The 13929-nt window shown below is 62.4% G+C and carries 14 protein-coding genes; 7 read left to right on the forward strand and 7 right to left on the reverse strand.

The genetic code is table 11. The annotated features are described in order from the left end of the window. Positions 1–22: 22 nt before the first annotated feature. Positions 23–1069, reverse strand: coding sequence for an NAD(P)-dependent alcohol dehydrogenase (locus EFQ99_RS17145; protein ID WP_126922192.1), 1047 nt, complete (start codon positions 1067–1069; stop codon positions 23–25). Between the two features lie 205 nt (positions 1070–1274). Between EFQ99_RS17145 and EFQ99_RS17150 the strand changes: the two genes are divergently transcribed. From EFQ99_RS17150 to EFQ99_RS17160, 3 genes are all read left to right on the forward strand, one after another. Continuing rightward, positions 1275–2183 carry an AraC family transcriptional regulator gene (locus EFQ99_RS17150; RefSeq protein ID WP_126922193.1) on the forward strand — a complete coding sequence of 303 codons (909 nt, stop codon included), beginning with the start codon at positions 1275–1277 and terminating at the stop codon, positions 2181–2183. Between the two features lie 99 nt (positions 2184–2282). Continuing rightward, positions 2283–3335 carry a glycosyltransferase family 2 protein gene (locus EFQ99_RS17155; RefSeq protein WP_126922194.1) on the forward strand — a complete coding sequence of 351 codons (1053 nt, stop codon included), beginning with the start codon at positions 2283–2285 and terminating at the stop codon, positions 3333–3335. Next, positions 3335–5017 (forward strand): hypothetical protein, encoded by a 1683-nt coding sequence (locus EFQ99_RS17160; protein WP_126922195.1) that lies wholly within the window; start codon positions 3335–3337, stop codon positions 5015–5017. The genes EFQ99_RS17155 and EFQ99_RS17160 overlap by 1 nt, the downstream gene beginning before the upstream one ends. A gap of 35 nt (positions 5018–5052) precedes the next feature. On the opposite strand, the gene EFQ99_RS17165 is transcribed toward EFQ99_RS17160, so the two are convergent. Both EFQ99_RS17165 and EFQ99_RS17170 read right to left on the reverse strand, forming a co-directional pair. Then, entirely contained in the window at positions 5053–5418 is a 366-nt protein-coding gene (locus EFQ99_RS17165; protein WP_126922196.1) for a DUF4087 domain-containing protein, read from the reverse strand. A gap of 23 nt (positions 5419–5441) precedes the next feature. Next, positions 5442–5900 carry a hypothetical protein gene (locus EFQ99_RS17170; protein WP_126922197.1) on the reverse strand — a complete coding sequence of 153 codons (459 nt, stop codon included), beginning with the start codon at positions 5898–5900 and terminating at the stop codon, positions 5442–5444. 172 nt (positions 5901–6072) lie between these two features. Here EFQ99_RS17170 and EFQ99_RS17175 point away from each other — a divergent pair, with 172 nt between their 5' ends. Together EFQ99_RS17175 and ilvC are read left to right on the forward strand one after the other, a co-directional pair. Further along, on the forward strand, positions 6073–6738 hold the full coding sequence (locus EFQ99_RS17175; RefSeq protein WP_208722782.1) for a TetR/AcrR family transcriptional regulator: 666 nt from the start codon (positions 6073–6075) through the stop codon (positions 6736–6738). A gap of 51 nt (positions 6739–6789) precedes the next feature. After that, positions 6790–7809: a ketol-acid reductoisomerase gene (gene ilvC / locus EFQ99_RS17180; protein WP_126922199.1), complete on the forward strand. Its 1020-nt coding sequence runs from the start codon at positions 6790–6792 to the stop codon at positions 7807–7809. 71 nt (positions 7810–7880) lie between these two features. Here the strand turns inward: ilvC and EFQ99_RS17185 are convergent, their stop codons facing one another. Both EFQ99_RS17185 and EFQ99_RS17190 read right to left on the reverse strand, forming a co-directional pair. Beyond that, positions 7881–8879, reverse strand: a complete 999-nt coding sequence (locus EFQ99_RS17185; protein ID WP_126922200.1) for a DUF808 domain-containing protein — start codon at positions 8877–8879, stop codon at positions 7881–7883. Positions 8880–9012: 133 nt separating this feature from the next. Next, positions 9013–9939, reverse strand: a complete 927-nt coding sequence (locus EFQ99_RS17190) for an MYG1 family protein (RefSeq protein WP_126922201.1) — start codon at positions 9937–9939, stop codon at positions 9013–9015. A 207-nt stretch (positions 9940–10146) separates the two neighbouring features. Between EFQ99_RS17190 and EFQ99_RS17195 the strand changes: the two genes are divergently transcribed. Beyond that, positions 10147–10908, forward strand: a complete 762-nt coding sequence (locus tag EFQ99_RS17195) for a hypothetical protein (protein ID WP_126922202.1) — start codon at positions 10147–10149, stop codon at positions 10906–10908. Positions 10909–11045: 137 nt separating this feature from the next. Continuing rightward, positions 11046–11891, forward strand: coding sequence for a glycosyltransferase family 25 protein (locus EFQ99_RS17200; RefSeq protein WP_126922203.1), 846 nt, complete (start codon positions 11046–11048; stop codon positions 11889–11891). Here the strand turns inward: EFQ99_RS17200 and EFQ99_RS17205 are convergent. Further along, positions 11818–13212, reverse strand: coding sequence for a sensor histidine kinase (locus EFQ99_RS17205; RefSeq protein ID WP_126922204.1), 1395 nt, complete (start codon positions 13210–13212; stop codon positions 11818–11820). The genes EFQ99_RS17200 and EFQ99_RS17205 overlap by 74 nt on opposite strands. Further along, positions 13199–13876 carry a winged helix-turn-helix domain-containing protein gene (locus EFQ99_RS17210; protein ID WP_126922205.1) on the reverse strand — a complete coding sequence of 226 codons (678 nt, stop codon included), beginning with the start codon at positions 13874–13876 and terminating at the stop codon, positions 13199–13201. The genes EFQ99_RS17205 and EFQ99_RS17210 overlap by 14 nt, the downstream gene beginning before the upstream one ends. Positions 13877–13929: the final 53 nt, after the last annotated feature.

The following is a 13929-nucleotide window of genomic DNA, read 5'->3' on the forward strand; positions in this document are numbered from 1 at the left end:
GAAGGAGCCGCCCTCCATTTCCTCAGGCCGCCAGCGAGGCGATGTCGATGACGAAGCGGTAGCGGACGTCGCTTTTCAGGACGCGTTCATAGGCTTCGTTGACCTGCTGGATGTTGATCTTCTCGATTTCGGAGACGATGTTGTGGGCGCCGCAGAAGTCGAGCATTTCCTGCGTTTCCTTGATCGAGCCAATCATCGAGCCGGAGATGCTCTTGCGGCCGGGGATGATCGAGAAGGCATGCACCGGGATCGGGTTCTCAGGCGCGCCGACGACCACGAAGGAACCGTCCACCTTGAGCAGGCCGAGATAGGCGTTCCAGTCGATCTCGGCGCTGACGGTGCAGATGATCAGATCGAACGTGCCGGCGAGCTTGGTGAAGGTTTCCGGGTCGTTGGTGGCGTAATATTCCTTGGCGCCGAGCTTCAGGCCGTCTTCCTTCTTGGAAAGGCTCTGGGAGAGAACAGTGATGTCAGCACCCATCGCCGAACCGAGCTTGACGCCCATGTGGCCGAGGCCGCCCATGCCGACGATCGCGACCTTCTTGCCGGGGCCGGCATTCCAGTGGCGCAGCGGCGAGTAGAGCGTGATGCCGGCGCAGAGGAGCGGCGCGGAGGCATCGAGCGGAAGATTGTCCGGGATGGACATGACGTAGCCTTCCCTGACGACGATCGAGTCGGAATAGCCGCCCTGGGTGCGCGTCTTGCCGTCGGCTTCGAAGTCGTTGTAGGTGCCGGAAAGACCCGGCATGTACTGTTCGCGGTCGAGGTCGCGCTCGGCGCAGCCGATGCAGGAATCGACGAAGCAGCCGACGCCGACGCGGTCGCCGACCTTGAACTTGGTGACGGCGGAGCCGACCGCCGAAACGATGCCGGCGATCTCATGGCCGGGCACGATCGGATAGACGGCGTTCTTCCATTCGTTGCGGACGGTATGGATATCGGAATGGCAGATGCCGGCAAACTTGATGTCGATGACGACGTCATCGGCGTTCGGGTTGCGGCGTTCGAAGGTGAACGGGATGAGCGGTTTGGAAGCGTCGGTTGCGGCGTAGCCTCTTGCGATAGGCATGGGAACCTTCCTTTTCGTTTTTTGGGAGGGGTTGAAAGGGATGGTGGACTATTGCCCGGAACCGCGTGAGAGGGTTAGAGCGATCCTCCGAGCTTTTTGCACGATCCTGCAAAAGTGAGCCGCCTGCCTGTTTGCGAAATGGCTAAGGCACTCTAGATAGAGGCAGTATCGACGGCGTCGGACAGTTGACAGAAAGAATTGCCGCATGACCTTGCCTTTCAGCCCCTATCAGGAAATCGTCGACATCGCGATGCGCTTCGCGCCCGGCGATGGCGAGTTTTCGACTGCGATCGGCAATCTTCACGTCAGCCGCCGGTCGAAGCCGAGCGATCCCTTGCACAGCAGCTACAGGCCCTGCTTTGCCTTCGTGCTGCAGGGCGCGAAGAGCCTGCAGCTCGGCACGGAGCAGATCAGCTACGGCACCGGGGATTATCTCCTGACCTCGCTCGATCTGCCGGTCGCCTGGCGCGTCACCGAGGCAAGCCCCGAGGTTCCGCATCTCTGCCTGGGGCTGGCGATCGATTCCGAAAAGCTTCTGGAATTGCTCAGCCGCATCGATATTCCGCGCCCGGCCGCCCATACCGACGGGCAGCGCGGCATGGCGGTGAACGTCGCGCCGCCGGAACTGCTCGACGCCGCTATCCGCCTGCTGCGCTTGCTCGATCGTCCAGGCGATATTCCCGCCATGGCGCCGCTGATCGAGCAGGAAATCCTCTACCGCGTGCTGACCGGGCCGGATGGCGCGCGGCTGATCAACATCGCCACGGCAGACAGCCACAGCAACAGGATCGCCCGCGCTGTCGCGTGGCTGAAGGAAAATTTCGCGCGGCCGCTGCGCATCGAAGATCTTGCCGAGCGGGTCAGCATGAGCGTGTCGTCCTTCCATCACCACTTCAAGTCGGTGACGGCGATGACGCCGGTGCAGTATCAGAAGCAGCTTCGCCTGCACGAGGCGCGCCGGCTGATGCTCGTCGAGCGGCTCGATGCCGGCACGGCCGGCCACCGCGTCGGCTATCAGAGCCCGTCGCAGTTCAGCCGCGAATACAGCCGCCTCTACGGTGCGTCACCCGCCCGCGACGTCGACGGCGCGCGCGAAATCATGGCGGCGGAGTAGAGCCCAGCGCCTCCGACGAGACGTCGGCGCGGGTGCCATTAAAGGATGTTTGACGTTTCGCGATTAGTCTGGCGCGAAACACCAAGCACCGATGGCGGCATGACGCAAACACCACTTCTTTCCATCGTCGCGCCTTGTCATAACGAGGAAGAGGGCCTGCGCGAATTCTGCCGTCGCGCCGTCGCCGCTGCCCGCAGCGTTGCCGGCGATGCCTTCGAGCTCATACTCATCGATGACGGCTCGTCCGACGGCACCTGGGAGATCATCTCGGCTCTGGCGGCTGATGTGCCTGAGGTGCTCGGCATTCGTCTCCTGCGCAATCACGGCCACCAGCTGGCATCGACGGCGGGTCTTTCCGCCTCCCGCGGCGAACGCGTGCTTTTGATCGACGCCGATCTTCAGGATCCGCCCGAACTGCTTTTGATGATGATGCCGATCATGGAGCGTGGCGCCGATGTCGTCTACGGCCAGCGCACGCGCCGCGAGGGTGAAACCTGGTTCAAGCTTGCCTCGGCTTCGCTGTTTTATCGCACGCTCTCCAGGCTCGCATCGGTGACCATTCCGCGCGATACCGGCGATTTCCGGCTGATGCGCCGGCGCGTCGTCGATATTCTGCTGTCGATGCCGGAGCGCGATCGCTTCATCCGCGGCATGGTCAGCTGGATCGGCGGCAGGCAGGTGGCTCTGCCCTATGAGCGTGACGCGCGTTTTGCCGGCACGACCAAATATCCGCTGCGCAAGATGATCAATTTCGCGCTCGATGCGATCACCAGCTTTTCGACGACGCCGCTGCGCATCGCCACATGGCTCGGCATGATCAGCGCCGGCGTTGCGATCGCGTTGCTCGTCTATACCTACATTCGCTGGCTGCAAGGCGAGACGGTCACCGGCTGGTCGTCGATCATGGTCGCCGTGAGCGTCTTCAGCGCCATCCAGCTGATCTGCATCGGCATCATCGGCGAATATCTCGGCCGTCTTGTACAGGAGAGCAAGAAGCGGCCGATGTTCATGATCGAGACGATCCTGCGCGGCAGCCAAAGGGCCGAGCTGCCGACCGCCTTTTCGGAGATGAGCGCCGGCGACAAGCGCGCCGCGCTGGATGCGGTCCTGACATCCGGTGAGCCGCCGCAAAAGAACAGCCGGATCGGATAATGGACCGGATCGCCACACCTGATGTGGTCGCAGCCGCGCCCGATGCATCGACCGCGAGGCAGGATTCAACGATTGCGATCGCCGTTTTCGTTGCGTTTGCCGCGGCCTTGGTCGTGCTGTTTCGCTTCCCGCCTGTTCTGGACTATGCCAATCACTACGCTCGTATCTGGCTGCTTTCGGGCGGCATCGGCGAGCAGCCGTTTCCTGAGATCTATGCGATCGATTGGAACCGCACCTTCACCAATGTCGGGATCGACCTGCTAGCCACCTGGCTCGGGCCGTTCATCGGCGCCGACAGGCTGGCGCGGGCTCTGCTTTTCCTGGCGATCGTGCTGCCGCCGCTCGGCGCGATTGCCCTGCACCGCGCACTGTTCGGCGGCCGGCACTACTGGCAGATCGCAATTCTGTCGCTTGGCTGGTGCGCCACCATGACCGGCGGCTTCATCAATTTTCAGATCGGTCTCGGCATGGCCTTGTTCTTCGCCTGCGCCGATCTGCGGCTGCAGCGCGGCAACCGCACCATGCTTTTTGCCTGGCGGCTTGCTGCTGGCCTGCTGCTGACGGTCATGCACATCTTCTCGCTCGGTTTCTACATGGCGATCGTCTGCGGCCTCGAATTTTCCTGGCGCTTCGACATATTGCGGTCGAGGGCTGGGATCACGAGCCTCGCCGGCCGGTTGGCGCTGGCGATCGGGGCCTGCGTCCTGCCGCCGCTCGCACTCTATCTTCGCACGGCCGCGTTGCCGAGCGACGGCGGGAGCGGCCTTGGCCTCGTCTGGAACGACGGCGTCGTCCTGATCGTCTTGAACTTGCTCTCGGCCGTCAGCACCTATGTCCCGGCGGTGGATGTCGTGCTGGTTTTGCCGCTGATCCTCATCAGCACCCGGGCTGCGCGGGCGGGCGACATCCGCATTCATGCCGGGCTTGCCGTCGCCGCTTGCGGGTTGCTGCTGCTCTCCTGTGTTTCGCCGCGCCACATGCTCGGCACTGGATGGATCAGCTGGCGCTTTCCGATCATGACGGCGCTCGTCGCCATGGCGATGGTGTGCCCCTTTGCCAACCTGACACGCCGGCAGGCGCTGTTGCTGGCGCTCGTCGTCAATCTCGCGGTCTTCGGCCGAACCGGCTGGATCGGCTGGAACTGGTGGCTGGCGCAGAAGGACGTCGCTGCCGTCGAGACCGTGCTGAAAAAAGTGCCGGCCGGCGCAGCCGTCCTGCCTCTCGGGCACGAACCCGTGGCGATCAGCGACCTCGCACATTCCAGCCGGCATTTTGCCTGGGGACTGGATACATTCCGGCATCTGCCGACGCTTGCCGTGCCCTTGTCGCATGCTTTCGTGCCGACGCTCTTCACGGCCAAAGGCAAGCAGCCACTCTCCGTCCTGCCGCCATGGTCCGAGATCGCGGTTCCCGAAGGCAACCTGCCGCCGATCGGCGTGCTTTCATGCCCTTCGATGATGCGGGAGTACAGAAACTACGCGCCTTATCTGTCGGATTGGCGCAGGCGGTTCGATTTTGTCCTGGTCGCGAATGCCGATGTTCCCGATTACTATGTCGGCAACATCATGCCAGCGGGCCTGACGCTCATCGAGGATGCCGGTTTCGCGAAGCTATACGCGATCGACAAGACGATGCAGGAAGATCCTCCGCCGATCGGCGCCGGCTGTGCTCCGGCGTCGTAAGCTGTCCGCCCTCTGTCTTTCGATTCATGCTCCGGTCAGCCGGGAAATTTCAGCGCCTTGTCGGCACGGCATTTGGTGAGCTTCAGCTGGCGGAAGGAGAGGATTTTCGTGATGCGGTCCTTGCCGTCGGTTTCGACGCTCATGCAGGCGCAGGCATAGCCGTAATTGCCGTTGGTGCTGACGTAGTCGTGCTCGGAGATGTCAGGGATCAGGTCCATGCCTTCCACAGCATCGGCATCTTCGCCCTGGGTCATGATCGTCCAGGTGTTCTCCGCATCCTCCAGCCACCAGTTGGCCGGCGTCGGGTTCTCGATCCAGCCGCAACGCGTCTCGGCGGCCTGCGCGTTCGCGGCGATGGTGAGGGCCGCGGTGAGGATTGCGGCGGCGATCCGGTATTTCATTGGCTGTTCCCCGTCGCCTGAAGTCAATTGTTGATCGAGATGATCGCCCAATGGCTGTCTTGGCAGGCGTTGTCCTCGCAGACGGCGCCCATCCAGACGGCGCCGTTGGCAAGCATGACGCCGTCGCTGTTGACGAAGAGATCCTGGTATTGCTGGCGCCCGACGGCGCGGCGGGTCTCCGGCGTCACCAGATCGTCGAAATTTTCGACGAAATCCTCGGCGTTCTCGACCTCGTAGGTCTCGCCGTTTGCCTTGACGGTCAGCGGGTATTCGGCAAGGCCGGCGATGGCCTCTGCGTCGCCCGAGCGCATTGCCCGGACGAGCTGGCGCAGCGGTCGGTCAAAGCCCGCGGCATCGCCGTGCAGTTCCTCGATCCTGTTGTAGACTTCGTTTTCCGACTGCGCGAATGCACCAGAGGCGAGCGGTGTCGTTGCCAGGAGCAGCGTTCCGGCGAGGAGAAGGGCGGCAGGCAGGCGCGGCATGGAAGGCTCCCGGCAAATGGCGTGGCGCGACATTATGCGATTCCCCGGCCGGCGCGCCTACGCAATTCTGGCATTTCCCGGCGATATCGGTCATAAAAAATCCGCCGGGGCTTCTTGACGGCCCGATCGGTTTGCATCATAAAGCTCACGAACCGTACCGTACGGTACTTATCTGGGAGCCAAGACCGTGTCCGTCGATACCGCAGAGCCGAGCGAATTTTCGCCGCGCCAGAACGCCGTTCTGGAGCAGGCGCTGCGGTTGCTCGTCGATGGCGGCGAGAAGGCGCTGACGACCTCGGGCGTCGCGCGCGCCGCCAATTGCTCCAAGGAAAGCCTCTACAAGTGGTTCGGCGACCGCGATGGTCTGCTGTCTGCGATGATCGCCTATCAGGCGAGCAAGGTGCGCACGTTCGAGCGTAACGGCGAGCGGCTGACGGCGGCAAGCCTGCACGACCATGTCGTCATCTTCGCGCGCGACCTCTTGGAGGTTCTGGCCGGCGACGTCTCGCTGGCGCTGAACCGGCTGGCCATCGGCCAGTCCAACCGCGACGGCTCCAAGCTCGGCAAGCTTCTGCTCGAACGCGGCCGCCGCCAGATCGACCGGCGCGCCATGGCGCTGATCGATGCCGGAAAGAGGGCAGGGCTCCTGCGCTTTTCCGATGCCGACGAAGCCTATCACACGCTTTACGGCCTCGTCGTTTCCGATCTGCATGTGCGCATGCTGCTCGGTGAACCCGGCCTCAAGGATACCGCGCGCCAGGCGGAGAGGGCGGTAACCGCCTTCCTCCGGCTCTACGGCACGGAAAAGGTTCTGGCGGAGATGCCGGCTCTCGGCTGATTTCGCTTTTATTGACAGTCAACAAGACAAGCACAAGGGAAGGAACTTCAAATGCGCGTCTATTACGATCGTGATGCCGATCTCAACCTCATCAAGGCCAAGAAGGTCGCTATCATCGGTTACGGCTCGCAGGGCCGTGCCCATGCTCTGAACCTCAAGGACAGCGGCGCCCAGAACGTCGTCATCGCGCTTAAGGCCGGTTCGCCCACGGTCAAGAAGGCCGAGGCCGACGGCTTCAAGGTCATGACGGTTGCAGAAGCTGCCGGCTGGGCCGACCTGATGATGATGGCAACGCCGGACGAACTGCAGGCTGACATCTACAAGGCCGACATCGCTGGCAACATCCGTGACGGCGCTGCGATCGCCTTCGCTCACGGCCTCAACGTGCATTTCGGCCTGATCGAGCCGAAGGCTTCCGTCGACGTCGTCATGATCGCGCCGAAGGGCCCGGGCCACACGGTTCGCGGCGAATACCAGAAGGGCGGCGGCGTTCCCTGCCTCGTTGCCGTTCACCAGAACGCTTCCGGCAATGCGCTTGAACTCGCTCTCTCCTACGCCTGCGGCGTCGGCGGCGGCCGTTCCGGCATCATCGAAACCAACTTCCGCGAAGAGTGCGAAACCGACCTCTTCGGCGAACAGGTCGTTCTCTGCGGCGGTCTCGTCGAGCTGATCCGCGCCGGTTTCGAAACGCTCACCGAAGCCGGTTATGCTCCCGAAATGGCCTATTTCGAGTGCCTGCACGAAGTGAAGCTGATCGTCGACCTGATCTATGAAGGCGGCATCGCCAACATGAACTACTCGATCTCCAACACGGCCGAGTGGGGCGAATATGTCTCCGGTCCGCGCATCATCACCGCCGAAACCAAGGCCGAGATGAAGCGTGTTCTCAAGGACATCCAGACCGGCAAGTTCACCTCCGACTGGATGCAGGAATACCGCGCCGGCGGCGCCCGCTTCAAGGGCATCCGCCGTCTGAACGACAGCCACCAGATCGAGGAAGTCGGCACGAAGCTCCGCGCCATGATGCCTTGGATCGGCAAGAACAAGCTGGTCGACAAGAGCGTGAACTAAGCGATTTCCGAAGCGCGCCGCATCGAACCTGGTTCATGCGGCGCGCTTTGGTTTTATCCTGATATTTGTGGTTAGGCCGTCCTGATCCTGCGGATGCGCGTCGAGCACCACCGCCATGCAGGCGCCACGGCAAAGCTGACGGCCGGGATCGCCGCCAAGCCGATGACGATGCCGATGAGGCCGGAGCCTGCGGCCTGAACCAGCCAGGAAACCAATCCGCCAAAGGCGGGGATCGCATGGGCAGCACTCTCTCCGGCATCATGGAGAAGGTGGCTCGGCCAGCCGAACCCGAACTGCTCGGCGCCGTGCACGATGATGCCGCCGCCGACCCATATCATCGCCGCCGTCCCGACCGCACCCAGCACTTTCAACAGATAAGGCATGCCCTGCACGAGGCCTCGTCCGAACATGCGCGGAAGCGCGCCCGCATGGGACGAAGGCGAGCGCTGGGCGAGCCAGAGCCCGACATCATCCGCCTTGACGATCAAGGCGACGACGCCGTAAACGCCGGCGGTGATCGCAATGCCGACGATGGCAAGCACCAGTGCCTGCATTGCCAGGCTCGCTTCGGGAACGGAACCTAGCGTGATCGCCATGATCTCCGCCGACAGGATGAAGTCGGTCCGGACGGCGCCCGCCACTTTTTCATCCTCGAAGGCCTTCGGATCGACGCTGCCCGCACCGTGCTCGGCCTCTTCGGCGTGCGCGGCATGGGGAAAGACAAGCTCGTAGACTTTTTCGGCGCCCTCGTAGCAGAGGTAAAGCCCGCCGAGCATCAGCAGCGGCGTGATGGCCTGAGGCAGGACAAGGCTCAGGATCAGTGCTGCCGGCAGGAGAAACAGGATCTTGTTCTTGAGCGAGCCGATCGTAATTTTTGCAATGATCGGCAGTTCGCGCGCCGGCGAAAAGCCGGTGACATAACGCGGCGTGACGGCGGTGTCGTCGATCACGACGCCTGCGGCCTTTGCGCCGGCCCTGCCGGCCTGGGCGACCACATCATCGAGAGAAGCGGCCGCCGCTTTGGCAATCGCTGCGACATCATCAAGAAGGGCAATCAGGCCGACACTCACAGGAAACCTCTCGTTTGGGCGTTAGCGACGTGAAACTATACAGCCAGGCGGCGACCGGGAAGGGGCGATAGCGCAATGATTGCGGCTAGATCGCCTATTCTGCAGCGGGCACTGCCGCCTTCACTGGCCGCTATCAGGCATTGCCGCTGGAGACGGCTTCCTCTACCGCAAGCTCGGCCATGGCGAGTGCGGCCTCGCGGGTCCTGGCGGCGGCGATGAAGCGGCCGTTGTGGCAGAAGCTTGCACCGCTCACGCCGCAGGCAGCCTCGAGCTCGCCATTGGTGAGGCCCGCCCAGGCGGCAGGCAGGTCAGCCCTCAGCTCGAAACCGTCGTCGGCACGACGGATGCCGGTCACGCACCAATCCTTTTCGCGCGGGTGGACGACGAAGAGCAGGTGGTCGGCACCGGCCTTCACGATCGCAGGGCGGAAGGGCATTCCCATCGGCAGTTCAAGAACGCGCCGCTCGCCGGTATCGAGGATTGCCTGATGCACGAGCGCTTCGGCCCGCAATTTCGCGGCACTCTGGGCGATCTTTGCCTCGACAAAGCTGCGGGCGACGGCCAGCGCCGCATGGAACGCGCGATCGTCGGCCTCGGGACCGCGATCGTCGAAAACCGGCTTCAGCGTTTCCAGCAGCGCGGGCAGGGTGAGGCCCGCCAGCGGTCCGGAGGGGCTGAGCGCGCCATTGTCCGTCAGGTCGATCGGCAGCACAAAGCTCCGATCGAAGGAGGCATGCACCGCCTCGATATGCTCTTCCGGAAGACCTGCGGCTGCCAGATAATCACGGCCATAATGCTTCCAGATCAGCCCGAACGAGCTGTAGGGCTGGCCGTCGTCCCGCAGCGGCGCGCCGCGCTGATGGTGATCGAAAATCCCGGCTTCGGCGTCATAAGCGCCGCCGACATCGTAGATAACACGGTCTGCCCCCGGCGTGATCCATTCCGGCGCCCGGCTGCGGACGATGCGCGCCTGCGGGAAAAGCCGGGTCAGGATGACGCTCGACAGCAATTCGTCGGCATGGAAGCCACCGGAATGGGTGACGAGGAAATCTGGGATCATAAAGCTATGGCCTTGTCTTTTGCGGAGGACCCGCTTGAGGTTTGCCTGAGATAGCCGTTGCCGGACGCTATCTCAACCCGTCATTCCAGTATTGAACCTTCGCGGGATGTCGGTCCCGTGAAACAAACCCCGTGAGCTGGAGTGCAGGCCCCGGTCTCTTTTGCTATTGGTGTGTCCCGTTGTCGAAGCTGCCATATTGGATTTGATGTGTTTGAAGCGATCATGCGGTTGGCAAGGCAAGATCTGGAAGACAGCCTTCTAACTCTCTATCCCGCGTTTTCTGAATATCCATTCCCATCTTCGCTGGACGGTTCGCCGTTGCGCGACACCGAGAAAATCCTGGCCGCGCTCAAATCGGCGCCTTTGCGGGAGATACATGCCACGGAGCTTGGCCAGTACGCCGCAAGCGCCATTACGACAGTCGGCTCGGTTGACGATTTCCGGCACTTCTTGCCCCGTATTCTCCATTGCGCCGTCCTTAGCGCTTCGGCGTACGGTTTCGAACCACCGATCATCGCTTCCAAGCTTTTATTGGGAGATTGGCAGCGATGGCCGATCGGTGAACAGACTGCGGTCGCCAATTTTTTCTATTCGGCCTGGGCTTATAAGAGGCTGCTGGATTCCGATGTCGATGCATCGGCCTGGGACTGGATCCTTGCCATGGCAAAGCTCGGCCTTCAGTTTGAGTCGTGCCTTGATTTATGGCTGAAGCAGCCGACGCCGAATGCCTTCATCCAGCTTGCCAGCGCCGACATTAAAAGCCTCCGTCGGGGCACTGGCTTTTGGCAGGACATCCTGCCGGAGAAGCGCCGCTTCGTCCTGGAATGGTTCAGCAGCGATATCATCGAGAATGCATTCATTGGGCTGATCGATGCGATACCGCCTCAACGGCAGTGGATTGTCGATAGCTTCCTCGACGAAATCGGAGAATTACGACGGCAACCTTCTACCGCCGGATTGCCGGAATAAGATGATGTGACAAGTCGCGCTGTCTCGGCAAGAGAGGTGCGCGCCTTACGAAATTGTATAGTTCGGGCGAAGTCCCCGTGAGTTTTCGGGTGCAGGTTTGGGTGCAATCGTAACTACCCAAGTCGAGGCCAGTTCTCATGAATATGCGTGCCACAGCTGCCGATGTCGTTTCGGCCGTTCATCCGGTCAGCCTGCGGATCAACACCTACCTTATCAATCTCGACAGGGCGGAGCTTCGCCGGTTTCGCATGGAGCGCCTGCTCACCGAGATGGGTATGGAATTCGAGCGCGTGGCGGCTGTCGATGGCGTCGGCATCGCCCTGCCGTGCCGCGATTTCGATGCACGATCCTATCAGCGTCGGCACGGCCGCAGGCCGAATCATTTCGAGATCGGCTGCTATCTCAGCCATGTCGAGTGCGCGAAGAAGTTCCTTGCCAGCAACGGCGAACTGGCTCTCATTCTCGAAGACGACCTCGACTTCGATGAGGATTTCATCGACGTACTCGTTGCGGCCCTCGATCGCCGGGATTCCTGGGATATCCTGCGTCTTTCCACCGTGAACAGGGGGCGAAAGCATAGAGTGGAGCCGCTCACGGCATCCCGCTCGCTGGCGATCGCGCTCACCCGCGAGAAGGGATCGGGCGCCTATCTCATCAATCGCAAGGCTGCCGGCTGGATTGCGGAAATATTGCTTCCCATGCGGCTGCCCTATGATCTCGCGTTGGATATGGAGTTCGACGAGGGGCTGAGGGCCTGCTTCGTCGATCCGGTTCCGGTCAGCCAGCGGGCGGATGCGCATTCCCAGATCCAGGCGGGCCTCTCGACCTACCGGCTTGGCCGCCGTCGGCCGTGGAGCGTTCTGCCGTATCGCACGGCAGCTGAAGTGCGTCGGTTTGCGGCCCGCTTCGTCAGGCTCGCGGCGTGGAAGATCCGAGGCCGGCAAGATCGGCCGGCAGCAGCGGGAAGCCTATCGAAGCGATGAGGCCGGGATGGTTTTCCCCCATGGCGATCTCGGCCGAGTGCAGGTCGGCAATCGCCTTGACGAGGCTGAGCCCAAGACCGCTTCCTGTCGTCGTCCTGCTCTTGTCGAGGCGATAAAGGCGCCGGAAGACCTTGTCTCGTTCTCCAGCGGGAATGCCCGGGCCGTTATCGGCGACCGCCAAGATGGCGCGATTGTCCTGGTGTCGAAGGGAAAGCGTAATGATCGTTCCGGCCGGGCAGTGATTGATGGCGTTCTCCACCAGATTGGCGAGCATCTGGGTCAGCAGATCGCGGTCGCCCCAGACGACCGCCTGATGGTGCTCGGAGATTACAAGGGACTGGCCGGCGTCTTCCGCGACGTCGGCATAGACTTCCGATATGACGGCAAGCACGTCGTCGATATCGGTCGCCTGGAAGCGCTCCCGGCGGGCGCCAGCCTCGATCTGCGAGATGCGCAGAAGCGCCTCGAAAGTCGCATTGATCCGGTCGCTCTCGTTTCTCGCTTCGTCGAGAAGCGTTGAAACGTCGAGCTGCCGGTCGTTTTGCGCCACCGCGGCATCCAGCGTCAGACGCAGTCTGTTGAGTGGTGTCTTGAGATCGTGGGCGATATCGGCGCTCACCTGTCGCATGCTCTCGACCAAGGTCTGGAGCCGCTCCAGCGCCGCGTTGATCTGGATTGCCACCGTGTCGAGATCGTCGCCGTTTCCGCTGACCGGAATGCGGGCCTGAAGCTCGCCGTGTGAGACGTCGTTCATGGTGCGGGCGACCCTGTCCAGTCTCGCCTGGGCGCGAATGGCGAGAAAGACGCCGCCGCCGATGGCGGTCGCCACGACGATCGCGGCGGCCCATTCGAAGCTCACCAGCACGATCCTCAGCATTTCGTCGACGTCGTTGAAGTTTTCGGCGACGACAAGCGTATAGGGGCCAATCCTGGAGACCTGCATCCGATAGCGTTCGTGCCCCTTCAGTCCAACGTCCCTCGATGTGACGGTATAGACGCCGTTCGGGATGGTGGGGGCGGCGAAATTGCCGGCAAGTTTGTGGCCGCCGGCATCCGTCAGCGAGTAAAGCCCGTCGGAGGTCGACTGGAAGCTCGCATAGTTGTTCAGCGTGTTGACGAGGTCCTCGGTGTCGTGTGCCTCGTAGGCCGAGGTGATCAGCGAGTTCATCTCGTGCAGCGATTGTTCCAGGTCGCGCTCGAGGCCGGCGCGCAGCATATGGTACATGATCGCGCCGCTGAAGATGAAGGTGACGACGAAGAGGACGCCGAAGGTGACGGCAAGCCGGAACGGCGTGCTCCTGCGCAGCTTAGCGAGGCGCATGCAGGCTGTATCCGGTATTGCGCACCGTATGGAGAAGCTGCGTCTGGAACGGCTTGTCGACCTTGGCCCTCAGCCGGCTGATATGGGTCTCGACGACGCTGGTCTTCGGGTCGAAGTGGAAATCCCAGACCCGCTCCAGCAGCATGGTCTTGGTGATGACCCGGCCTTCGCCGCGCATCAGCACTTCGAGCAGCGTAAACTCGCGCGGCTGCAGCTCGATGACCTGCCCGGCGCGGCGGGCTTCCCGCCGGATGAGGTCAAGCTCGAGATCGGCAACCTTCAGGACGGTCTTCTGCTCCTGCACCGGCGGCCGGCGGCCGAGCGCGTTCACACGGGCGAGAAGCTCGGAGAAGGCAAAGGGTTTGACGAGATAATCGTCACCGCCTGCTTCCAGCCCCTCGACGCGGTCGTCCACGCCGCCGATCGACGTCAGAAACAGCGCCGGCGTGCCGATCCTGGCGGCGCGAAGAGAACGGACGACGGCAAGCCCATCGAGGCCCGGAAGCATGCGATCGACGACGATCACGTCATAGGCTTCCCGCTGCGCCTGAAAAAGACTGTCGCGACCATCGGCAAAGACGTCACAGACATGCCCTGCCTCGGAAAAGCCCTTGGCGACATAATCCGACGTCTTCGTATCGTCCTCGATAAGCAGGATTTTCATCGGCCGAGTCGTTCATGCGGTCAGTGGAAGGGGAATCTAGCGGATTGAGGGCA

Origin of the sequence: Rhizobium vallis (genome assembly GCF_003985155.1) — a bacterium.
Classification (GTDB): domain Bacteria; phylum Pseudomonadota; class Alphaproteobacteria; order Rhizobiales; family Rhizobiaceae; genus Rhizobium; species Rhizobium vallis.